The sequence below is a fragment of the Arthrobacter sp. FW305-BF8 genome (assembly GCF_021789315.1).
Taxonomy (GTDB): Bacteria; Actinomycetota; Actinomycetes; order Actinomycetales; family Micrococcaceae; genus Arthrobacter.
Genome location: NZ_CP084561.1, coordinates 472537 through 495546 on the forward strand (window position 1 = coordinate 472537; position 23010 = coordinate 495546).

Annotated in this window: 20 protein-coding genes; 13 read left to right on the forward strand and 7 right to left on the reverse strand. The window is 66.2% G+C overall.

Annotated features, from left to right (window positions below; genetic code table 11):
* The first annotated feature begins 9 nt into the window (after nt 1-9).
* From LFT45_RS02140 to LFT45_RS02175, 8 genes are all read left to right on the forward strand, one after another.
* A complete protein-coding gene (locus LFT45_RS02140) occupies nt 10-312 on the forward strand; it encodes an urease subunit gamma (RefSeq protein ID WP_214857918.1) in 303 nt (100 codons plus the stop codon).
* Nucleotides 313-321: 9 nt separating this feature from the next.
* Nucleotides 322-675 (forward strand): urease subunit beta, encoded by a 354-nt coding sequence (locus tag LFT45_RS02145; protein WP_236806309.1) that lies wholly within the window; start codon nt 322-324, stop codon nt 673-675.
* Nucleotides 672-2429: an urease subunit alpha gene (gene ureC, locus LFT45_RS02150; RefSeq protein ID WP_236806310.1), complete on the forward strand. Its 1758-nt coding sequence runs from the start codon at nt 672-674 to the stop codon at nt 2427-2429. The genes LFT45_RS02145 and ureC overlap by 4 nt, the downstream gene beginning before the upstream one ends.
* An 8-nt stretch (nt 2430-2437) precedes the next feature.
* Nucleotides 2438-2914: an urease accessory protein UreE gene (gene ureE, locus LFT45_RS02155; protein WP_236806311.1), complete on the forward strand. Its 477-nt coding sequence runs from the start codon at nt 2438-2440 to the stop codon at nt 2912-2914.
* Complete coding sequence (locus LFT45_RS02160; RefSeq protein ID WP_236806312.1) at nt 2895-3578, forward strand: urease accessory protein UreF; 684 nt, start codon at nt 2895-2897, stop codon at nt 3576-3578. Before ureE ends, LFT45_RS02160 begins: the two co-directional genes overlap by 20 nt.
* Before the next feature lie 46 nt (nt 3579-3624).
* Nucleotides 3625-4242, forward strand: a complete 618-nt coding sequence (gene ureG, locus LFT45_RS02165; RefSeq protein WP_236806313.1) for an urease accessory protein UreG — start codon at nt 3625-3627, stop codon at nt 4240-4242.
* 185 nt (nt 4243-4427) lie between these two features.
* A complete protein-coding gene (locus tag LFT45_RS02170; RefSeq protein WP_336885599.1) occupies nt 4428-5252 on the forward strand; it encodes an urease accessory protein UreD in 825 nt (274 codons plus the stop codon).
* Entirely contained in the window at nt 5252-6307 is a 1056-nt protein-coding gene (locus LFT45_RS02175) for a HoxN/HupN/NixA family nickel/cobalt transporter (RefSeq protein ID WP_236806314.1), read from the forward strand. The genes LFT45_RS02170 and LFT45_RS02175 overlap by 1 nt, the downstream gene beginning before the upstream one ends.
* Before the next feature lie 53 nt (nt 6308-6360).
* On the opposite strand, the gene LFT45_RS02180 is transcribed toward LFT45_RS02175, so the two are convergent.
* The 4 genes from LFT45_RS02180 to LFT45_RS02195 all read right to left on the reverse strand — a co-directional run bounded on the left by LFT45_RS02180 (nt 6361) and on the right by LFT45_RS02195 (nt 10473).
* Nucleotides 6361-7335: a carbohydrate kinase family protein gene (locus LFT45_RS02180; protein ID WP_236808863.1), complete on the reverse strand. Its 975-nt coding sequence runs from the start codon at nt 7333-7335 to the stop codon at nt 6361-6363.
* 160 nt (nt 7336-7495) lie between these two features.
* A complete protein-coding gene (locus LFT45_RS02185) occupies nt 7496-8290 on the reverse strand; it encodes an ATP-binding cassette domain-containing protein (protein ID WP_236806315.1) in 795 nt (264 codons plus the stop codon).
* Nucleotides 8287-9333, reverse strand: a complete 1047-nt coding sequence (locus tag LFT45_RS02190; protein ID WP_236806316.1) for an ABC transporter permease — start codon at nt 9331-9333, stop codon at nt 8287-8289. The genes LFT45_RS02185 and LFT45_RS02190 overlap by 4 nt, the downstream gene beginning before the upstream one ends.
* Before the next feature lie 21 nt (nt 9334-9354).
* A complete protein-coding gene (locus tag LFT45_RS02195) occupies nt 9355-10473 on the reverse strand; it encodes a substrate-binding domain-containing protein (protein WP_111903268.1) in 1119 nt (372 codons plus the stop codon).
* Nucleotides 10474-10638: 165 nt separating this feature from the next.
* Between LFT45_RS02195 and LFT45_RS02200 the strand changes: the two genes are divergently transcribed.
* Together LFT45_RS02200 and LFT45_RS02205 are read left to right on the forward strand one after the other, a co-directional pair.
* Complete coding sequence (locus LFT45_RS02200) at nt 10639-11637, forward strand: LacI family DNA-binding transcriptional regulator (RefSeq protein ID WP_236808865.1); 999 nt, start codon at nt 10639-10641, stop codon at nt 11635-11637.
* A gap of 45 nt (nt 11638-11682) precedes the next feature.
* Nucleotides 11683-11976, forward strand: a complete 294-nt coding sequence (locus LFT45_RS02205) for a putative quinol monooxygenase (RefSeq protein WP_236806317.1) — start codon at nt 11683-11685, stop codon at nt 11974-11976.
* A gap of 100 nt (nt 11977-12076) precedes the next feature.
* Here the strand turns inward: LFT45_RS02205 and LFT45_RS02210 are convergent, their stop codons facing one another.
* A complete protein-coding gene (locus LFT45_RS02210; RefSeq protein WP_236806318.1) occupies nt 12077-14719 on the reverse strand; it encodes a GH32 C-terminal domain-containing protein in 2643 nt (880 codons plus the stop codon).
* A gap of 355 nt (nt 14720-15074) precedes the next feature.
* Between LFT45_RS02210 and LFT45_RS02215 the strand changes: the two genes are divergently transcribed.
* Nucleotides 15075-15413 carry a hypothetical protein gene (locus LFT45_RS02215; RefSeq protein WP_236806319.1) on the forward strand — a complete coding sequence of 113 codons (339 nt, stop codon included), beginning with the start codon at nt 15075-15077 and terminating at the stop codon, nt 15411-15413.
* Nucleotides 15414-15570: 157 nt separating this feature from the next.
* Nucleotides 15571-17799 (forward strand): 4-alpha-glucanotransferase, encoded by a 2229-nt coding sequence (gene malQ / locus LFT45_RS02220; protein ID WP_236806320.1) that lies wholly within the window; start codon nt 15571-15573, stop codon nt 17797-17799.
* Nucleotides 17800-17883: 84 nt separating this feature from the next.
* Here the strand turns inward: malQ and LFT45_RS02225 are convergent, their stop codons facing one another.
* On the reverse strand, nt 17884-20763 hold the full coding sequence (locus LFT45_RS02225) for an alpha-amylase family glycosyl hydrolase (protein WP_236806321.1): 2880 nt from the start codon (nt 20761-20763) through the stop codon (nt 17884-17886).
* A gap of 156 nt (nt 20764-20919) precedes the next feature.
* Nucleotides 20920-21963 carry a lactonase family protein gene (locus LFT45_RS02230; RefSeq protein ID WP_236806322.1) on the reverse strand — a complete coding sequence of 348 codons (1044 nt, stop codon included), beginning with the start codon at nt 21961-21963 and terminating at the stop codon, nt 20920-20922.
* A gap of 211 nt (nt 21964-22174) precedes the next feature.
* Between LFT45_RS02230 and LFT45_RS02235 the strand changes: the two genes are divergently transcribed.
* A complete protein-coding gene (locus LFT45_RS02235) occupies nt 22175-22996 on the forward strand; it encodes a putative protein N(5)-glutamine methyltransferase (protein WP_236806323.1) in 822 nt (273 codons plus the stop codon).
* The last annotated feature ends 14 nt before the right edge of the window (nt 22997-23010 follow it).

The following is a 23010-nucleotide window of genomic DNA, read 5'->3' on the forward strand; positions in this document are numbered from 1 at the left end:
GGGATCCTCATGCATCTGCTGCCCCGTGAGCAGGAAAAGCTCATGATCGTGGTCGCCGCCGACCTCGCCCGCAGGCGCCAGGGGCGCGGGCTCAAACTGAATTACCCGGAGGCCGTGGCCATCATCAGCTACGAGCTGATCGAGGGTGCCCGGGACGGCCGCACCGTGGCCGAGCTCATGAGCTACGGCACCACGCTGCTCAGCCGCGACGACGTCATGGAGGGCGTGCCGGAGATGATCCACGATGTCCAGATCGAGGCCACTTTTCCTGATGGCACGAAGCTCGTCACAGTCCACAACCCCATCCGATAGGGGTGCGCCATGATTCCCGGAGAGTACGTCCTGCGTCCTGAACCGCTGGTGGTTAACGCGGGCCGCGAGGCGGTCGACGTCGTTGTCCTCAACACCGGTGACCGGCCCGTGCAGGTGGGCTCGCACTACCACTTCGCGGAGGCGAACCCGGCGCTGGAATTCGACCGCGACGCCGCCTACGGGCGGCGCCTGGACATTCCTGCCGGCACCGCAGCGCGGTTCGAACCGGGCGACGGGAAGACTGTCCGGCTGATCAGGCTGGCCGGAAGCCGGGAGGTCTACGGCCTGAGCAACGCGGTGAACGGCAGCCTCGGCGACGGCGCTGGCCATGCCGGCATTGACCGGGACGGGGGAGACCGATGAGTTTCGAGTTGTCCCGCAGGCAGTACGCGGACCTTTACGGCCCGACGACGGGAGATGCCATCCGTCTCGCCGACACCGATCTGTTCCTGGAGATCGAGAAGGACCTCACGAACTATGGCGAGGAAGTGGTCTTCGGCGGCGGCAAGGTCATTCGGGATGGCATGGGCCAGAACGGCCAGTCCACCCGGGACGGAGGCATTGACGGTGGCGTGCCGGATACCGTCATCACCAACGTCGTGGTGCTGGATTACACGGGCATCTACAAGGCGGACGTGGCCCTGAAGGACGGCCACATCTTCCGCATCGGCAAGGCCGGAAACCCGCAGATTGCCGACGGCGTGGACATCATCATCGGCGCCAGTACGGAGATCATCGCGGGGGAACGCAAGATCCTCACCGCCGGGGGAGTGGACTCGCACATCCACTTTATTTCGGCGGACCAGGTGGCCACCGCCCTATGCAGCGGCGTGACCACCATGGTGGGCGGCGGCACCGGACCCGCCGAAGGCACCAAGGCCACCACCGTCACCCCGGGAAAATGGCACATCCACCGCATGCTGCAGGCAGCCGAGGGTTTTCCGGTCAACATCGGGCTCCTGGGCAAGGGGCACGCCTCCGCCGTCGAACCGTTGGCCGAGCAGATCCGCGCGGGCGCGGTGGGCCTGAAAGTCCACGAGGACTGGGGTTCCACCACGTCATCGATCGACACCTCACTAAAGGTTGCGGATGAGTATGACGTCCAGGTGGCCATCCACACGGACACGCTGAACGAATGCGGCTTCGTGGAGGACACCATCCGGGCCATCGACGGGCGCGTCATCCACACGTTCCACACCGAAGGCGCCGGAGGCGGGCACGCGCCGGACATCATCAAGATCGCCGGCCTGCCGAACGTGCTTCCCGCCTCCACGAATCCCACGCTGCCCTACACTCGGAACACCATCGAAGAGCACTTGGACATGCTCATGGTGTGCCACCACCTCAATCCGGACATCCCGGAGGATGTGGCCTTCGCAGATTCCCGCATCCGCGCCGAGACCATCGCGGCGGAGGACGTCCTGCAGGACCTCGGGGTCTTCGCCATCACGTCGTCGGACTCCCAGGCCATGGGGCGCGTGGGCGAGGTGATCACCCGTACCTGGCAGGTGGCGGACAAGATGAAGAAGCAGCGCGGCGTCCTGAAGGACCCCGACGGCGGGACGCACGGCTCCGCTGCGGGTTCGGGTGCGGAGAGCGACAACTTCCGGCTGAAGCGCTACGTGGCGAAGTACACCATCAACCCGGCCATCGCCCAGGGCATGGCTGGTTCCATCGGCTCCGTTGAGGAGGGCAAGTTCGCCGACCTGGTGCTCTGGGATCCGGCGTTCTTCGGTGTGAAGCCCGAACTGGTCATCAAGGGAGGCCAAATTGCCTATGCCCTGATGGGCGACGCCAACGCCTCCATCCCCACACCCCAGCCGCGCACCATGCGGCCCATGTTCGCTGCCCACGGGAAGGCCCTGCAGGAGTCGTCCATCACCTTTCTGTCCCAGGCGGCCATCGACGCCGGCGTGCCGGAGGATCTGGGCCTGGAGAAGGTCATCCGGCCCGTCACCGGCATCCGGACCCTGACCAAGGCCGACCTCAAATACAACGACGCCACGCCTGACATCCAGGTGGACCCGGAAACGTACGCGGTGACCGTGGACGGGGAAGAGGTCACCTGCGAGCCATCGGACGTATTGCCCATGGCGCAGCGCTACTTCCTCTTTTAGGAGTTCAGATGATCATCGAGAAAGTCCTCGGCAACCTGCACGACCAGCCTGCCGAATCCTACTCCGGCCTGCACCGGGAGAAGGTGGTGCTGCCGAGTGCCCAACTGGTCAAACGGATCCAGCGCGTCACCACCGACCACGGCAAGGAGATCGGCATCAGGCTTCCTGCCGGATCGGCTGACCTCCGCGATGGCGACGTGCTGCACGTGGCTGAGACGAACATGATCGTGGTCTCCGTGCTGCCCACCGACGTCCTGGTGATCGCACCACGGAGCATCCACGAGATGGGCATAGTGGCGCATTCCCTCGGCAACCGGCACCTGCAGGCACAGTTTTTCGACGCATCGTCCGAGTACGGCGCCGAAGTCATGGTGTGCGCCTACGACCACACCGTCGAGGACTACCTCAAACACGTAGGAGCGCCCTACGACCGCCAGGAACGCGTCATGCCAGTGCCTTTCCGCCATGCCGAACACTCGCACTGACACCTATCAGCTGGCGCTTCGGCAGCTGACTGATTCCTCGCTTCCTACTGGGGCGTTTGCTCACTCGTTGGGGTTTGAGACCTATATCGAGCGGGGGGCCGTTCGGGATGAGGAGTCCTTTGGGGTGTGGCTGGCTGCTTTTCTGGGGCAGCAGCTGACTTATTCGGATGCCTTGGCTATCCGGTTTTTGTACGAAGGTGTTCCCGTCCTTGAGCTGGATGAGTTGCTTACTGCGCAGCTTTTGCCTCGGCAGGTGCGGGAGGCGAGCGTCAAGATGGGCGGGCGGTTGATTGAGATCGGTGCGGGGGTTTTCCCCTCTCTTGAACTGTCGGAGTACCGGGCGCTGGTGAGCGGGGGCCGGGCCGCCGGCCATCAGCCGCTGGCGTTCGCCGTCGTCGCCCGTTCACTGGGGGTTCCGCAGGCGGAGGCGACCGCCGCCTACCTTTTCGCCGCCGTCACATCGCTGACGCAGAACGCCGTCCGGGCCATCCCGCTCGGGCAGAACGCCGGCCAGCGGGTGCTGCGGAAAGCGCACGACGGCGTTGCTTCCGCGGTCGAGCGGGCCGCCCGCCTGACGCCGGACGACTTCGGGGCGGTCAGCCCCGGACTGGAGATATCGCAGATGAGGCATGAGCGCCAGCGTGCCCGCATGTTCATGAGCTAACTGTGCTTTTGATTTAGAACTGTGCTTTTTGACTTAGGAGGACAACATGACTGAGCCCATCAAGATCGGCATCGGCGGCCCCGTCGGCGCCGGAAAGACCCAGCTTGTGGAACGGCTCACGCGCCACATGAGCGCGGAAATCTCCATGGCCGCCATCACCAATGACATCTACACTATCGAGGACGCCAAGATCCTGGCAGCCAACGGCATCCTGCCCGAGGACCGCATCATCGGCGTCGAAACCGGTGGCTGCCCGCACACCGCCATCCGTGAGGACACATCCATGAACACGGCCGCCATCGAGGAACTCAAGCAGCGGCACCCAGACCTGCAGGTGATCTTTGTGGAGTCCGGCGGCGACAACCTGTCCGCCACCTTCAGCCCCGAACTGGTGGACTTCTCGATCTACATCATCGATGTGGCGCAGGGCGAGAAGATCCCCCGCAAAGCCGGCCAGGGCATGATCAAGTCCGACCTCTTCATCATCAACAAGACAGACCTCGCCCCGCACGTCGGCGCCGACCTCGCCGTCATGGAACGCGACTCCAAGGAATTCCGCGGTGCCAAGCCGTTCTGCTTCACGAACCTCAAGACGGACGAAGGCCTCGAGCACGTCATCGAATGGATCCGCCGCGATGTCCTGATGCTCGACTTAACGCAATGAGCACGACGACGGCAGTGCCACCGGCGGCTTCACCGGATGTAAGGGGCCGTGCCCGTCCCCAGGCGCTCCCAACCCTCGCAAGCTCGGGTTGGGGCCCTCGCGCCAGTGGGCCCCCCGCGCGGCCCGCCACGCCGCGGCCCTTAACATCCGGCTCCGCCGCCTCTGCGGTCAGGTCGCCTCGCGGTGTGCTTGAGCTGGTCATCAGCGAACGCGGAGGGCGTTCCATTGCGTCCCGGCAATTTCATGAAGGTGCGCTTCGCGTACTGCGACCTCATTATTTGGATGACTCGGGGCAGGTTTGCTATGTCGTCGTCAATCCTGGCGGGGCATATTTGGGGGCCGACCTTTACGTCCTGGACGTGGAGGTGGGGGACGGGGCCGACCTGCTGCTCACCACTCAGTCCGCGACGAAGATCTACCGGACCCCGGAATCGTTTGCCGAGCAGCGGATGACCGTCCGGCTCGGGGAAGGGTCACGGCTGGAGCTGGCGCCGGACCAGGTCATCGCCTACCGGGACGCCAGCTACCGGCAGAACACCCACATCACGGTGCGGCCGACGTCGAGCCTGGTGATGGCCGAGGTGATCACGCCCGGCTGGTCACCCGACGGGGCCTCATTCCGGTACGAGGAGTTGCGGCTCCGCAACGAGATCCACGTGCAGACGGACGGCGGCACCCGGCTGCTCGCCCTGGACAACCTGCTGATCCGCCCGCCCCTCGACGACATCACCGGCACGGGCTTCATGGAGGGCTACAGCCACCTGGGTTCGCTGGTGGTGGCGGACGCGCGGGTGGACCAGGCGCTCGCCGATGAGCTGCACCAGCTCGCGGAAAAGTTCGACGCCTACACAGGAATCTCGCTCAGTGCCACAATGGACGGCATCACGGCACTGGTGCTCCGGTCCCTGTCGAACAGCACCGAAAAACTCAATACGCTACTGGGTGGCTGCAGTGGCCTTCTCCGTCAACGCTGGTACGGCCAGGCGCCCCTGAACCTGAGGAAGTACTAATGACTACCTTGACCCAGTTCGCCGCCATGTACCGCGAGCGGGAGCAGTTACCGCTCCGGACACGCCTGCTGGCCACCTTTTCCGCGGTGGGCATCCTGCACCTTGCCGCCGTCGTTCTTCTGGTCGCCGGTACCGCGGCGTCGGGGCAGCCGCTGGCGTTCGGGCTGGTGCTTACGGCGTACCTGGCGGGCATCAAGCACAGTTACGACTGGGACCACATCGCCGCGATCGACAACTCCACCCGGAAGTTCGTGGCGCAGCGGCAGGATCCCACCAGTGTGGGATTCGCCTTCAGCCTGGGGCACAGTTCGGTGGTGATCCTGGCCGGCGCCCTGGTGGTCTCCGGGGTATCGCTGGTGGGCAGGTTCATGACCGAGGGCAGCACCGGAAACTTGGTCCTGGGGCTGATCGGCAGCGGGGTTTCCGGCCTCTTCCTGCTGGCCATGGGGCTCTTCAACGGGTCGGCGTTTCTCGGTGCGGCCCGGCACTACCGCAGGGTCCGCGGCGGCGGCACGGTGCTGCCGGAGGATCTCGAAGCCAAGGGCTTTGTGGCCCGCCTTCTGGCCCGGCCGCTGTCAAAGGTGCGGCGGCCCAGGAACGTGTACGTGATCGGCTTCCTGTTCGGGCTCGGTTTTGATACCGCCACCACCATTGGGCTCCTGGTCATGACGACGGCGGCCTCCTTGGCGGGCGTTTCGCCGGTCGCGCTGCTGGCTCTGCCACTCGCGTTCACCGCCGCCATGACGCTGTGCGACACCACGAACGGCGTTGCCATGATGCGGATGTACAAGTCGGCCATCCACGACCCCCTGCGCAAACTTGGTTTCAACGCGGTTATCACGGGGCTCTCGGCCCTCTCCGCGCTGTTCGTTGCCGTGATAACCCTTGGCGGTTTCCTCAACGCGGCGTTCGGGCTGAAGGACCCGCTCACCGCCTGGCTGGGCGCCATCGATCTGGGCGATGCCGGACTGCTGCTGGTTGCTGCATTCCTGGCGCTGTGGGGTGCGGCGTCGTTGCGTGGGCGCCGGCGGGCTGTTTCCCAAGCCCGCGCCTAGCCGCGCAAGCTCCGCGGCCAGGCGTACGCCCCAGCTGTCATAGCCGCGATCTCTCAGGCGATCGCGGCGGCCGGCACATCCTCAGGCGCCGCCGCGTCCTCCGGCAGGTCCGCGAGGAGTTCGGCCGCCGTGGGCGGGTTGGCTCCCGGGCGGCGCACGGTGATCGCGGCGGCCTTCGAGGCAGTGCGTCCCACGGTTTCCAACACGGCCGGTGCCAGGCCGTCCGCTCCGCGCGCAAGCAGCCCGTAGATCAGCGCCGCCATGTACGAATCCCCGGCGCCGATGGTGTCCGCCACTGCGGACCGGACGGCCGGTACCACCAGCTGCAGCTCCGGGGTGGCCAGCAGTGACCCCTCGGAACCGCGGGTGACCACCGCGAGCCCCGCACCCAGCTCGAGGATCCGCGCCGCGGCGTCCTCCAGCCGCAGGCCGGGATAGAGCCAGCGGGCATCCTCGTCGCTCAGCTTGACCACGTCGGTGAGCGGTACCAGCTCCTCGAAGATGCTCCGGGCCTCGGCATGGCTGCCGAGGAGTGCCGGGCGGATGTTGGGATCGTAGGTGACCACGCATTCGCGGTGCGACTGCTCCAGGAGGGTCCTGACAGCTGCTGCGCCCGGAGCCAGGAAGGTCGCGATGGAGCCGGTGTGGAGCACCTTGGGAAGGGATGCCGGTGCCACCGGCGGCAGTTCCCAGCGGATGTCGAAGTCGTAGGTGGCGGAACCGTCGGCGGCCAGCGTCGCCGTGGCCGTCGCCGTCCTGCCCGGTGTCCTCGAACCGGGCAGGAGCGCGACGCCGGCACGCTGCAGGTGCGCCTCGATGGCCCGCCCGCGGTCGTCGTCGCCGATCGAGGTGAGGAGCGCGGTCCGGATGCCGAGCCGGCCCAGCCCGTAGGCGACGTTCGCCGGCGATCCGCCGGGGTGCTCGACGGTTCCGTGTGCGGACGCGACGACGTCCACCAGGGCTTCACCGATGACGATGACTTCCGGGCTTGCCGCGCTGGATCCGCAGCTGGCAGGTCCTGTGTTCACGGTGCCGGGGGTGCCGGTGCCTGCGTTCGGGGTGCCGGGGGTGGAGGTTGGATTCACGGTGGGGCCTTTCATGGAGCCGTCCGCGGGCCGGTTTCGGCCCGCGGACGGATGTGGGGAGTGCTGTGTTGCTGGTGGTGCTGGTTCTGGGAGGCGTGCCCGGTCAGGCCGTGGCGGCACCGGTCATGATCGCCACAGCATCGGTCATGCTGTGCGACTGCGGCGTGATGGTGGCCGCGCACTTTCCGAGCCGCTGGATGTGGATCCGGTCCGCCACGTCAAACACATGCGGCATGTTGTGGCTGATCAGGATCACCGGCAGCCCCCGGTCCCGGAGGTCGCGGACCAGTTGCAGGACCTGGTTCGATTCCCGGACGCCGAGTGCGGCCGTCGGCTCATCGAGGACGACCACCTTGGAGCCGAATGCCGCGGCGCGGGCCACAGCCACCGCCTGGCGCTGGCCGCCGGACAGGTTCTCCACCGGCACTGTCACGTCCTGGAGTGTCGAGATGCCCAGCCGGGTCAGCTCTTCCTTGGCCTTGCGGCGCATTCCCTTGGTGTCCAAGACGCGGAAGAGTTTGCCCAGCGGGCCGGCAAGCCGTTCTTCACGGCCCAGGAACAGGTTGGAAGCAACGTCCAGCGCGGGTGAGACCGCAAGGTTCTGGTAGACGGTTTCGATGCCGTGGGCGCGGGCGTCCTGCGGCCGCTTGAAGTGCACGGTCTGCCCGGACACCTTCAGCTCGCCGGAGTCCGGCACCTCGGCGCCGGTGAGGCACTTGATCAGGGTGGACTTGCCTGCGCCGTTGTCGCCGATGACGGCGAGGACTTCACCCGGGTAGAGGTCCAGGCCGACGCCATCGAGGCCCACTACGCGTCCGAAGGTCTTGACGAGGTTCCTGGCCTGCAGGATCGGCTGCCGCACCGCCGTGCCGGACGGCTGCATTTCAGTGGCGGTCATGATTTCACCTTTCGGATCCACTGGTCGATGGACACAGCGAGGATGATGAGGACGCCCACGGCGAGGGTCTGGTACAGCACGTCGAGTCCCGCCAGGGACAGGCCGTTGCGGAACACGCCCACGATCAGCGCACCGAGGAGGGAACCCCAGACGGAGCCGCGGCCGCCGAAGAGGCTGGTTCCGCCAATCACGACGGCGGTGATGGAGTCGAGGTTGAGGTCCACGCCGGCGTTGGGGCTGGCTGCGTTGGTGCGGCCGATCTGGAGCCAGGCACCCATGGCTAGGACAGCCCCGGCGGCCAGGTAGACGCTCATGAGGACGCGGTTAACGGGAATGCCGGCTAGGCGGGCGGCTTCCTTGTCATCCCCGACGGCGTAGACGTGCCGGCCCCAGGCTGTCTTGCCCAGGATGAACGCCACGGCGCCGTAGAGCAGGAGCATCATGATCACGCCGGTGGAGATGCGCACGGGGCCCAGCGGGAAGGTGCTTCCGGTCCAGGTGAGCAGGCCCGGCATGCTGGAGCCGCGGACGGTGGAACCGCCGGAGTACAGCAGCGTGACGGCGATGAAGATGTTCAGGGTTCCGAGCGTGACGATGAACGGCGGGAGTTTGAACCTGGTGACGAGGAAGCCGTTGAGGGCGCCTGCCCCAAGGCCCACCACGAGGCCGGCCAGCAACGCCAGCGGGCCGGGAATGCCGCTGCTCACGGCCAGCTGCGCCACCACCATGGACGAGAGGATCATGACAGCGCCGACGGAGAGGTCGATGCCCGCGGTGAGGATGATGAGTGTCTGCGCGATCGCCAGGGTTCCCACCACGGAGACCTGCTGGGTGATCAGCGAGAGGTTTTCGAACCGCAGGAACCGGTCGTTGAGGAGCCCGAAGACCACCACCGCCACGAGCAGCACAATCGCCGGGCTGAGCGCCGGGTACCGGTGCAGGATGTTGCGGATGCGGCTGAGCGGTGTCTGGCGGTCGAGGAATTCCCCGGCCAGGTCGGCGTGCCCGGTGGCGGGCGGGCCGGCTGTCTGTTGCTGGGCCATGTTTGCTCCTGTCATGTCCGGTTACTTGCCCCAGCAGATCTGGGAGGCGTCCGACGTCGTGATGCTCTTGACGCCGTCGGCGGCCTTGTCCGTGACGAGTTCCACGCCGGTGTTGAAGAAGTCCAGGCCCTCGGAGTTGGACGGCTTCTGGCCGGTCTTGGCGAGGTCGACGATCGCCTTGACTCCGAGCTCGGCCATCTTCACCGGGTACTGCTGGGCGGTGGCGCCGATGATGCCGGACTTGACGTTGTCAACGCCGGTGCAGCCGCCGTCCACCGATACCACCAGGACGTCCTTCTCCTTGCCGGCGGACTTCAGGGCTTCGAAGGCACCGGCCGCGGCGGGCTCGTTGATGGTGTAGACAACGTTGATGTTCGGGTTCTTGGCGAGCAGGGTCTCCATGGCCGTGCGTCCGCCGTCCTCGGCGCCCTGCGAAGCCTGGCTGCCGACGATTTCGTAGTCGCCGCCCTTGCCGCCCGTGTACTTGCCGGTCTTGGCTTCGTCGCCGTTCTTCTTCTTGTCCGCGGTGTCGATGCCGAGACCGGTGAGGAAGCCCTGGTCGCGGTTGTAGTCCACCGAGACCACCTTGTCGTCGAACAGGTCCACGAGGGCAATGGTGGCCTTCTTGCCGTTCAGCTGGGCGGCCGTCCACTTGCCGATCAGCTCACCGGCCGCGAAGTTGTCCGTGGCGAACGTGATGTCCGCGGCGTCTGCGGGGTCCGGCGGGGTGTCGAGCGCGATGACGAACAGCCCCGCGTCCTTGGCCTTCTTCAGCGCGTCGACCACTGACGGGCCGTTGGGGGTGATCAGGATTCCCTTGTCGCCCTTGGAGATGGCATTTTCGATGGCCTGGATCTGGGTGTCCTCATCGCCGTCGGCTTTGCCGGCCGCGAGCTTCAGGTCGACGCCGTCGGCCTCGGCAGCTTTCTTGGCTCCGTCCTGCATGGAAACGAAGAACGGGTTGGACGTGGTCTTCACGATCAGGGAGACGCCGACCTTTTCGGACGAGGAGCCGCCGGTGGTGGAGGTGGCGGTGGAACTTCCGCCGCAGGCGGTGAGGCTGAGCGTGCCGAGGGTCAGGACTGCGCCGATGGCGAGCAGGCGGTGGGTGACTGTCCGCGGGGCTTTGGAACTCAACATTGAATCTCCTGGGTTTCAGGGCATCTGGTGTGCCTGACAACGATGTCAGGCATCATGTAATCAGCGTCACAGGGTAGAGTCAAGGCAAATGCAAAGATGAAGGACGGATTAATGACAACGATGTCTAATCGTTACCAGGCCGAGGGGGCCAAGAGCCGGCCCACCATGCGCCATGTGGCGGCGCTGGCCGGCGTGGGGATCAAGACGGTGTCGCGCGTCATGAACGACGAGCCCGGCGTCTCGGAAGCCACACGGCAGCGTGTGCTTGGTGCCTCACAGCAGCTGAACTACCAGCTGGACATGGCGGCGGGAAGCCTTAGGCGCGCCGGCCGGCAGACACTCTCGGTTGGGCTCCTGCTGCCGAGTGTTGCCAACCCGTTCAGCAGCGAGATCCACCGCGCCATGGAGGATGCCCTGGCTGCCCGCGGAATCGCGGTCTTCGCAGCCAGCCTGGACGACGACGCCGAGCGCGAGAAGGCCCTGGTGACTGCCTTCCTCGGCAGGCGCGTGGACGGACTGGTGCTCACTCCCATCGCCAAGAGCCAGGCATACGTCATTCCCGAACATTCCCGCGACCTGCCCATCGTGTTCATTGACCGCGAGCCCGTGGGCATCGAAGCGGACGCGGTGGTGACGGACAACGCCGTCGGCGCCGCAAAGGCGGCGGCACACCTGATTTCGCACGGCCACACCCGGATCGCGTACATGGGCGACCGCACCGACATCCAGACGGCCCGGGAACGGCGCCGCGGGTTTACCGAGGAACTTGGCCGGGCGGGCATAGCGACCTCCACGGTTCCGGTCCGCGAGGGGCTCCATGATGAGGAGTCGGCGCGTCTGGCCACCCTGGAGCTGCTCCGGGCTGAAGAGCCGCCCACAGCTATTTTTTCCAGCCAAAACCTGGTGACCTTCGGCGTCATGCGGGCCCTGAAGGAGCTGGGCCTGAACAAGCGCGTCGCCCTCGTGGGCTTCGACGACTTCACCCTGGCGGACATGATGGAACCGGGTGTGACCGTCATCGCGCAGCACCCGGACCGGATTGGAAAACTGGCCGCCGAGCGCCTGCTGGCCCGGATCGACGGCGACCACGGCGCGGCGCAGACCTACGTTGTCCCCTCCGAGCTCATCACCCGCGGCTCCGGCGAGCTCCGCCCGCCTGAATAATCCCCCAACTACCGACCCCTCACAACCCACCCCGACAGGAGAACCATGACCAAGACGCTTTACGCCGAATTCACCGTTAAGCCCGGCAGTGAGGCCCGCGTTGCCGAAATGATGCGTGAACTCACCGAGCAGGTGCGCAGCGAGCCCGGCAACCAGCTGTTCCTGCCGTACACCCGGGAAAATAATCCCCGCGAGTACTTCGTGTTCGAGGTGTACCGGGACGCGGAGGCCTTCCAGGAACACATCACGGCGGACTACGGTGCCGTGTTCAACGGCGAGCTCGCGGAGCACATTGAGGAGGAAGGCTCGGTGCTGACCTGGCTGCAGCCGGTCCACTAGGCCAGATCCAGCGCCGCATTCAGCACGAAAGAAGGCCGGTGGCCGCAGCATCTGCGGCCACCGGCCTTTCCCTCCGTCTGCCTTGTCCCGACGCCCGCCCTTACTTCCTGTTCTTGGCCGGCACCTGCGCGGCCTGGAACATGGACTGGCTGAGCGGCCTGACCGTCAGCGACTTCAGCCGGGCGGTACCACCTTCGGCGAAGAGCGCCACCTGGTTGGCGCCCTGCTCCGGGAAGACCTGGTCCGTGATGGTCCGCAGGCCGTTCTGCGCGAACACCTCCACCGAGGACCTGTCGACGTAGATGCGCAAAGTCACGTTGCCGCTGGCATCCACGGCCACGGGTGCGGAGTCAACCGAGGCGAAGAGCGGGTGGAAGTCAGTCATGCCGGAGTTGCTCCGGTCGACGTACACCTCGCCCGAGGCCTTGTCGTAGCCGATGACTGTCGACTTGCTGCCGTTCCCCAGTACGGTGATTCCGGCCTTGGTTGCTGAACCGGGGGCGAAAGTCACGTCGATCCGCTGCGCGTCGCCCGCGGCCGTGGACGGCAGAACGTGGGTGCCGGCCGGAATGTTCCGCACCCGCTTTTCGGCGTAGCTTTCCTTCCCGGCGAGGCCATCCACCTGCTGGGCGGCCTTTTGCGTCAGCCGAGGACCGCTGGCCGTCTGCGTCAGGGCCACTTCGCGCGGCAGGGACATTGCGCCGCGCCAGGGAGAAGTAGGAATGTTGTTGGCGTAGTCCCAGTTGTTCATCCAGCCGAGCATGATCCGCTTGTTCTGCGGCATGTTGCTGAAGGATACGGACGCGTAGTAGTCCCGGCCGTAATCCAGCCAGTCGTACGTCTGCACCCGGGGGGTCGCCGGACGCGGTGAGGCGACGAACTCGTCCGCCAGGATGTGGCCCCAGCCAAAGCGGTTGTTGTCCACCACGCGGATGCTGGCCTGCTGCCCCTTGAACTCGGAGACGTTCCACGACGCCCAGTCCAGGACCTCGCTGTTGGCCCCGGTGGCCGTCCTGACCACCTTGCCGTCCACCACGAGATTGACGGTGGTCTCATCGGAACGCGGCACGGCGGCCTGGTCGGTCAGCATGACGTGGTCCAGAGTGAGGTGACCCCAGCCGCCGGTGGCCTGGTCCACGACCCGCAGCTGTGCCTGCTGCCCCGCGAACTCGGACACGTCCCAGCCCTTCCAGTTCAGGGCGCCCGCGTCGTCCCCGGCGAGGCTGCGTACAACGTTTCCGTTCACCAGCAGCTGGACTTCCAGCGTCTGCCCGGAGCCCGCTGTGCGGTGTCCGCCGCCCACCAGCATGCTCATGAAGTTCCGGTTCACCGTGAACGACGGCGACGTCAGGCTTCCCTGCCTGTCGTCGCCCGGCGCTCCTCCCGTATCGAACGTGTTAATCCGCTTGGCGCCGATATAGAAGTCGCCGCCGGAGGTTGCGGGCTGGAACACCGGTGCCAGATCCCCGGTTCCTGTCCACCCGGCGTCGGCCATGCTGGAGCCGTCGGGTACCTCAAAGCCGTTGAACAGCAGGTCCCCGGCCGGAGGGGTGTTGTCCAGCTTGTCCGAAACCCGCGGATGCTGTCCGCCGCCCACCAGGAAGTTGAGGTAATCGCTGGCCACGGTGAACTGCGGCGAGTTCATCGAGCCCACCGGCCAGTCGCCGTCGTTGAAGGAATTGATCAGGCCGGCGCCGGCAAAGCCGGTGACGCCGTTCTGGCCGGGGAGGGTGCCGGCCGCGGGTGCCCCGGCGAAGGGCCCGTCCTTCGGGTTGCCGGGTTCGTTGTTTACCGTCCAGCCGCTGTATGTGCCGTCGTTGAAGCCTGCCAGGGGAGTGCCCGCGGGCAGGGCGTCGCTGGCCTTCGTGGTTTCTGATGTGAAGGTGGTGCCGTCAAAGTCGCCCACGAAATACTGCCCGGCCGAGCCTCCCGCCACGCCTCCTGGGTTGATGTTGACCACCATCACCCATTTGGCGTTCGCGGGGTCGCCGTCGACCGCAAGCGGGAACAGGTCGGGGCATTCCCAGAGCCCGCCCGTGGCATTCGCCGGGCCGAACTCGCTGAGCTGCGTCCAGTCCTTGAGGTTGCCGGACTTGTACAGCACCACCTTGTGCTCGGTGGCCTCGACGGCGGCCATCACCCAGTAGCCGCCCCCGCCGGGGGAGTCGTACCAGAACACCTTCGGGTCGCGGAAGTTTGCCGAGTTGCGGTTGAGCACCGGGTTGCCGCTGTACTTGGTCCAGGTTTTGCCCTCGTCCAGGCTGTACGCGAGGGATTGGGCCTGCAGTCCCTTATAGGGCGAGGCGTCCTTGTAGGCACTGGTGAAGATGGCCACCAGCGGAGGGTTCTCTGGCGTGCCGAGGCCGGAGCTGTTGTTCTTGTCCACCACCACGCTGCCGGAGAAGATGTCCTGCTGGTCGTCAGTGGCGATGGCCAGCGGCTGCTCCTTCCAGTGCACCAGGTCTGTTGAGGTGGCATGGCCCCAGGACATGTTGCCCCACTGATTGCCGGACGGATTGTGCTGGTAGTAGAGGTGGTAGACGCCCTTGTAGAACACCATTCCGTTGGGATCGTTCATCCAGTTCTGCTGTGGCGTGTAATGGTAGGCCGGCCGGAACTGCTCGTCGCCGGAGGTCCCGGCAGCCGTCGCTGTTCCGGTTCCGGCCAGAACCGAGGCCAGGCTGAGACCTGCCACGGTCAGCGCAGTGCATAGCTGGAGCCTGCTGAATTTTCTCTGGTGCATAGTGCTGGTATCGCCCTTCATCGCGCGTGCCTTCTGCCCTCCCCCAAACCGGCGGGCAGGTAGACAACGTTGTCAGTGACTGGAACGCTAGGGGATGTCCACAAGACAAGTCAACGGATTCGACGGCAGTGCCTGGATCCTGTGTTTTGACCCTGCGGCCTCCGTGAACTGCCGCTTGGATCCCGCCTGTCAGCCCCGGGTTGAGGTGCGTTGACCATGCGGGGTTGGCGGTACTTCGCTGTGGGAGGAGGTTGAGACACCGTTGTCAGCGTCTAACGAGCCCTGAGCGTGGCGGGCGCCGAGCGCAGCAGTCGGCCGTCGGAGTTCCCCCGGGCACCGTTGCTAGGCTGGGATCATGAAACGCACCTTCCTCGCCATGTCCATGCTTCCTGTTGTTGTCCTGCTGGCGGGCTGCGCCCAGGCCGAGGAGGCAGCCCAGAACGCGGCGAGCTCGGCGGTCTCCCAGGTTGCCAATGCCGCGGCCGAGCAGGTGAAGGGCCAGATCTGCAACTTGATCGAAGACGGCCTAGTCAGCGCCTCGGACAAGGCAGCACTCGGGGGCCTCGTGGCCGGCGCCGAGACCGCTGGCGTCCCCGCCGAAATCACCGGGTCCCTGAAAGCGATCGCGCAGGCCGGTGACCAGGTCCCCAGCGATTCTGTCCGCGAACTTCAGAAGGCGTGCACTGCCGCTTGAGGCCTGGCCCCCACGACACCCACCAGGCTCTCTGCCCGGGACAGCCAACGTAGCCTGCAATAATCGGAACCAGCAGTTGCGGGGGTTGCTGAAAACGGCCGGCCGCGACGGGCAGCAGCGTTAGTTTCGGGCCGATTACAGCAGACGAGGCGGATATATGAAGGCTCCCAGCCAGCAGCACGCGACTTCCCCTGAAGCCTCCCCTGAGCCCTCTCCCTCCGAAACGCCGGCGGGCAGCGGAGCGCCGGTAACCAACACCGCGGTCAATCCCGAGCTGCTGCGATGGCTGGCGGAGGCGTACGGCGTTGGCACGTCCTACCAGGGGTGGGACGGGGAGCCGCATGACGTAGCGGCCGGCACCCTGATCCGCGTCCTGGCCGCGCTGGGCGTCGACGCCCATACGGACCAGCTGATCGAGCACGAACTGGCCGAGGCAGAATTGGCGCCGTGGCGCCGGATGCTGCCGCCCGCCGTCGTGATCCAGGATGGGACTCCGGGGCAGGTGAGCGTCCATGTTCCGCACGGTGCGCCAGTCCGGATGTGGGCCGTCACGGAGGACGGGCGAGAGCTGGAGGCCGTCCAGGAGGACGTCTGGGTGGAACCCCGCGAGGTCGACGGCACCCTGACCGGCCGGGCCACATTCGCTGTGCCCCAAAACACCGGCCTGGGATGGCATACCCTGCGCGCCGAGGCAGCCGGAGTGGTTGCGGAGGCCACACTGGTGGTGACTCCAGCCAGGCTGTCCACAGCGGCCGACCTTGAGCAGCGCCGGGGCTGGGGACTGGCGACGCAGCTTTACTCCGTCCGTTCCAAGCGGTCCTGGGGCGTGGGCGATTTTGCCGATCTGGCCGAGCTCGCGGCGGTGGCCGGAGCGCGCGGGGCCGACTACGTGCTGGTCAATCCGCTACATGCGGCCGATCCCGTGCCGCCCCTGGAGCCGTCCCCGTATTCGCCGTCGACCCGCCGGTTCTTCAACCCGCTCTACCTGCGGATCGAGGCCATTCCGGAGCTGGCGTACCTGAAGCCGAAGAAGCAGTCCCTGGTCCACAGCCTCATGAAGCAGGCGCGGAAGCTGAACAAGGACGCCATCAGGCTTGACCGGGACAAGGTCTACTCCGCCAAGCTGGCCGCGCTGGAGCTGATCTTTGCTGTCCGCCGTTCGCCGTCGCGGCAGCTCGCGTTTGAGGACTACTGCCGCCGGGCCGGCGCCGGCCTGGATGACTTTGCCCTCTGGTGCGCGATCCGTGAGGATCTCGACGCCGATGACCCGTTTTGGGCCGACCCAACGGCTGCGCTCGGCTCGCCTTTGGCGGAGAAGCTCAGGGGCGAGCTGGCGGAACGGATTGAGTTCCACCGCTGGCTGCAGTGGCTCTGCGATGAGCAGCTCGAATCCGCCCAGCATGCGGCGCGCAACGCCGGCATGCGCCTGGGCGTGGTGAACGACCTTGCCGTCGGCGTGGACCTTCAGAGTTCCGATGCCTGGACGCTGCAGGGCGTCCTCGCACCCGGCGTCAGCGTCGGAGCGCCGCCGGACATGTACAACCAGCTGGGCCAGGACTGGCACCAGCCGCCATGGCACCCCACCCGACTTGCCGAGGCCGGCTACAAGCCGTTCCGGGAGATGCTCGCAACGGTGCTGCGGCATTCGGGCGGCATCCGGGTGGACCACATCCTCGGCTTCTTCCGGCTCTGGTGGGTGCCGGAAGGGAACTCGCCGGCGGACGGCGCCTACGTCCGGTTCGACCACGATGCCATGATCGGCATCCTCGCCCTGGAAGCGCACCGTGCCGGCGCCGTGGTGATCGGTGAGGACCTTGGCACCTTCGAGCCGTGGGTCCGCGATTACCTCGCAGCGCGGGGCATCCTAGGCACCTCGATCCTGTGGTTTGAGAACGACGGCGACGCCCCGCTGCCGCCCGAACGGTACCGGCTGCAGGCCCTCTCCAGCGTGAACACGCACGACCTGCCGCCTACCGCCGGCTACCTCGCCGGCGACCACGTGACGCTGCGCAACGCTCTGGGGCTGCTGGAACGTTCTGCCGAGGACGAGCGCCTGGAGCACAATGCCAAGCTGGAAAAAATGATGGACCTGCTCCGGCAGCGCGGCCTCCTTTCGGCCGGCGACGCCGGCTCGGAACAGGAACGGATCGAGGCGCTGCACCGACTGCTCGCGCAGACCCCGTCCGTCCTTCTTGGGGTGGCCCTCGTGGACGCGGTCGGCGAACGGAGGGTCCAGAACCAGCCCGGAACCACCTCGGCCCAGTACCCCAACTGGCAGGTGCCACTTGCCAACTCCGACGGCGACTCCGTGCTGATCGACAGCCTTGAGGGTGACGACCGGTTCAACTCCCTGCTCGCGGCGGTCGAGAAGGCCATGCGCGCCTGAGCCTGAGCCGCCCTGCAGGGTGTGAACCTGGGCCTGAGCCCGGGGCTACTGCCTGGCTGGCAGTAGCCCCGGGCGGTGGGCAAGCTAGCTGGCCGTGATGACGTGGGTGGTATGGCTGTACCGGAAGGTGACCGGGCCGCCGTCGTGATTCAGCACGATATTGGAACCGTTCGGCGCGCCGTCCTGGCCGTAGTTTTCATCCCAGGAGCCGTTGATGGCTGCCTTGAATTCATACTGCCCGGCCGGAAGCTCTGCCGTGAGTTTCCACTGGCGGTCCGCCGCATCAAAGGTCATGAACGCCGCCTGACACGCCGGCTGCCAGTCATCCGCGCAGCCCATCTCGCTGTTCAGGCTTCCCGCCACCGTGACCGAGTCGGGCTGTGGTGCGGCGCCCACCACCACCGTCCGGACATTGCTCACCACATTTGATCCGTCCAGCCTTGCCCGGTACTTCACGTCGGTGCCGTCGTCGAGGCCCAGGGCGCCCAGGTCGTCCGCCACCGTGTAGGCGGGCGACGAATCATCGGCTGAGCCGATGGCTGTCCACGCCCCGCCCGCGACGCTGCGCTCAAACCGCACCACGTGGCTGGCCTTCTCCGGGTCCGCCGTGGCAACCACTTCCACGTTCCCCTGGACGGTGCTGCCCTCGGCCGGCTGCTGGATGGTCAGCGCCGGGTCCGGTACCACGGCGGACCGGGAGGCGCTGACAGACGTGCGGCCGGCGTTGTTCAGGACGACGGCCCGGTACTCCACGGCAGTGCCGGCGTTCAGTCCCGAAACGTCGTGGAAGACCCGGTAGGGTGCGGTGTCGTCGGTGCCCACACGCCCCCATTTGCCGCCCGGCGTCCGGGCCTCAAAGGTGACCTCGTAGAACGAGCTGCCGTCGACGTCGGCCGCCACCTGGATGCGGCCGTTATCCCCGGCGGATGTGGCCGTAGCCGCAGCCGAAACGGGAGCTTGCAGCTCGACGGCCGGTGCCGCCTTCTCGCGGGGGATCCGGCCCGAGGACCGGTAGACGACGGCGGACAGTGGCGGCACCGTGACGGTCAGCTTGCCGTCGGCTGAGGTCTTGGAGTTTTCGGCGGCGTCGCCATAGATGAGGTTGTAATTGCGCTTGGCGATGTAGGTGGGAACTGCGGCGGTCTGCGGTTCCTCGCTGTTGTTCAGCACCACCACGTACTCACGCTGGTCCTTGGCGCCGGTGCGCGAGAACGCGTAGATGCCGGGCCCGTCCGACGCGTAGCGGTGCTGGTGGGCGCCGTTGCGCAGGGCGGGGTGCTCCCTGGTCAGCTGCGCGAGTTCGCGGATCTTGGCGTAGAGGGGATGCCCGGTGTTGAAGTTGTCCGTGGCGTGGGTGGCGTCCGTGCCGAGGAGATCGTCGTCGAGATAGTCGGGTACCTTGCTGGCGAACAGGGTCTGGCGGGCGTCCTGGTCCCCGCCGGGCCCCGTGAAGCCCTGCTCGTCGCCGTAGTAGACCACGGGGTTTCCGCGGGAAAAGTACATGAGCTCGTGGGCGAGTTCGTCGCGGGCCACGCGTTCGGCGTCGTCCGCGTCCGGGTTGTCGGTGCTGATGAAGCTGCCGATCCGGCCCATGTCGTGGTTCCCCAGGAACGTCGGCAGCTGGTAGACGTTGGAATCCGCGTCCGTGTACCAGTCGTCGGCGGCGAAGAAGGTTTCCAGCGCTTTGGCGTTCTGGCTTTTCGAGGCGAAATTGCGCGCGGCGTCCTGGAACGGGAAGTCGAGGACCGCCTGCATCCTGTTGCGGGTGGTGAACTGGCTCGTGAAGCTCTTGGAAGTGTCGAAGACTTCGCCGAACATGAAGAACTCGTCCTTGCCGTGCTCCTTGGCGTAGGCGAGAACGTCCGGCCCGAACTGCTGCCAGAATTCGTCATTGACGTGCTTCATCGTGTCGATGCGGAACCCGTCCACGCCGAAGTCCCGGAGCCACGTCTCGTAGATGTCCGTCATGCCGGCCACGACCGTCGGGTGTTCGGTGAACAGGTCGTCCAGGCCGAAGAAGTCGCCGTAGAAGGAGTTTTCGCCTGCGAAGGTGGTGTCGCCGCGGTTGTGGTAGAGCGTTGGGTCGTTGAGCCAGTCCGGGACCTTGAGGTTCTGTTCCGCCGGGTCAAGCACCGGTGTATACGGGAAAGAGGTCCCGGCGTCGAGCTTCGGGAAGTCCGCGCGGCCGGCGAAATCCCGGTCATCGAAAGCGTTGCCCGCGGCGGTGCGGTACGGCTCCTTGTCCTTGGAGACGTAGCCGGTGCGGGCACCCTCCTTGTAGCCGATGACGTCGGCGGTGTGGTTGGTGATGATGTCGAAGTACACCTTCATCCCTCGCGAGTGGGCCTCGTCGATCAGCGCTTTCAGTTCGGCGTTCGTGCCCAGGTGCGGATCGATCTGGGTGAAGTCCGTGACCCAGTAGCCGTGGTAACCGGCGGAACTGTCCTCGGGCTGGACCGCCTTGTTCTTGAAGCTCGGGGTCAGCCAGATCGCCGTGGTCCCGAGCCCCTGGATGTAGTCGATCTTGTCCAGGAGGCCGTTCAGGTCTCCGCCGTTGTAGAAGCCCTTGCGGGTGGGGTCGAAGCCGGAGACCATCGGGTCCGGTCCGAGGCCGCCCTGGTCGTTGCCGGCGTCGCCGTTGCTGAATCTGTCCGCCATGACGAAGTAGAAGTTCTCGCCGGTGACGGGAGTTCGCAGCGAATGGCCCCCTGTTCCCGATTTAGTGTCCGACGGCGGGTCCGGGCTTTTGTTGGCGGCCGCGGCTTGGGCGGATGCTTGCGTTCGCAAGTCTGCTGCGGTTGGCAAAGCGGCCGTGGTTGGTGTGGCCTGCGCGGGTACGGCCGACGCAGCCAGCAGGAGGAGTGCGCTCGCTGCCGCCAGAGTTGTTCGGGCGGACTTGGTGGGAACGCTGGCGCGGCGCGTGGACGTCAGGCGCAGGGAATTCAGGCGAGGAACGGTGAGCATGTTGGACCTTCCGCGAAGCAACGCTGCTTGTCCAGGCGGGGATGCCCGGAATCCGTTGAATGCCGACGCGTCCAAGACAAGCGCATTCACCGCCATAGCCTGTGATGCGGCCGTATTGGCAATGACTAATCTTGTATTGGCTTTGTCGATTGCCGTTTAGCTTGCCACAATCAGGGCCGTGGGGGAACCCGCCACGAGGCGGTCGATGGGGCCCTGCGGAAGGCCGGTCTGGGGGTCCAGTCGGAAGGTGGTGATGTCGTGGGAGCGCTCGTGGGCTACATGCAGCCATTCGCCGTGGACCAGGTGGTGGCGGGGCCAGTCGCCGCCGCTGGCGAAGTCGCGGACCGGGCTAGGCAGACTGCCCTCGGCCGACGGAGTCACTTCCAGCACGCTGATCCGGTTGGATCCTCGTACGCCGACATAAGCGAAGCGCCCGTCCGCCGACAAGGCAATTTCGGCGGCAGAGTCCCCGTCCTTCGCGCCGTCGGAGGTGGCGGCACCCTGGCTGACCAGTTCGAATTTCCCTGATGATGAGGCCGCCCGGGCCGCAAAGACCTCGATGGAATACTCGGAAACCACGAACACCGTTCCATCGGAGTGCTGCACCAGGTGGCGGGGACCGCTGTCCTTCGGAAGCACCACCTCGTGGTCCAGCGCTAGGCCCGTAGCGGGGACGTGGGTCCACACGCGGAGGAGGTCGTGGCCGAGGTCGGTGGTCATGATGCGGCCGTCAGCGAGTACCAGGCTCGCGTGGGCCCGGCTGGGGCGGTTGTCCAGGTGCGGATCGCTGGATGGTGCCGCCGGAAGGCGGCTGGTGATGCCGCCGTCGTCCGCCAGTTCGTACAGCAACACCTGGCCGTCACCCCAGCAGGCAACGATCAGGAACTTGCCCTGTGGATCGACAGTGACGTGGCAGGCGGCTTCGCCTGCCGCCCAGGGCTCGCCGACGGCTTCGAGGCCGAACTCTCCCCGCCGCCGGTACGCCTGAACGGTTTTGGTGTTCTCGCCGACGGCGTAAAGCATCGGGAGTTGCCGGTGCACAGCGACGAACGACGGCGAGTCAGCCTTTGCGGCCGTACCGCGCCAGGTTAGCGTCCCGTCGGGGTTGGCCGATACGGCCCCGATCCCTGCACCGTGGCCGGCGCTGTCCGCGGTGTAGGAGCCGGTCCAGATGAGTGTGTGGGCTTCGCTGTGGGTCATCATCCCATCCTGCCAATAATTGCCGGATTGGGTGTCGGATAACATGGAATTTTCAAAGCCAGTTTCAGAACTGGGAACGTTTGAGATTACCGGAGGTGAGAACAATTCACGCAATTCCAGCCTGGGTTCTTTCTACCGGCCGCCGTACGGACCGCCAAGGCTAGTCGGACATATGCACGGAGCGCCCATCATTCAACCGAAGGACGCATCCATGCCTGTTCGATCATTGCTCTCGCGTTCCACGGTCATCGGCAGGCTGCGCGCCGCCGGCTGTGTTTTCGCCGAAGACGAAGCGGACCTCCTCCTTTCCGCAGGCCTTGCCCCCAATGAGCTGACCAACGCCGTGCAGCGGCGGGTCGAGGGGTTTCCTCTTGAGCATATTCTCGGCTGGGCAGAGTTTTGCGGCCTGCGGATCAGGGTGGGGGCCGGAGTATTTGTGCCGCGACGCCGGACGGAACTGCTGGTCCGCGAGGCAGCTGCACTCCTGAGCGCCGCGGGGGCAGGGCCCGCGGAGAGATTGCCCTCGAGCAAGCCAGTTGTTGTTGACCTGTGCTGTGGCTCCGGAGCCGTAGGCACCGCGTTGGCGGTGCTGGCGCCCGTCATCGAGCTACATGCTTCCGACGTCGACCCTGCTGCCGTGCGTTGTGCCCGCCTCAACGTCCTGCCCGTGGGCGGCGCAGTCCATGAGGGCGATCTCTACTCGGCACTGCCGGCCCACCGTCGAGGCAACGTTGACCTTCTGGCGGTCAATGCGCCGTACGTGCCCACGGCGTCCATCAGCAGCATGCCTCACGAGGCCCGAGTTCACGAGCCCCGGGTGTCGCTCGACGGCGGGCCCGACGGCCTCGACATCCAGCGCCGGGTGATTGCGGGAGCGGGTGCCTGGCTCAGGCAAGGTGGGCACCTCCTTATCGAAACGAGCCGGCTGCAGGCTCCGCATACAGCCACGGCCATGGTCAGTGCAGGCTTGAGCCCTCGGATCGCCACGTCAGCCGAACTGGACGCCACAGCAGTGATCGGGAAGCTGCTCTAAGTCTGGAACCTGCT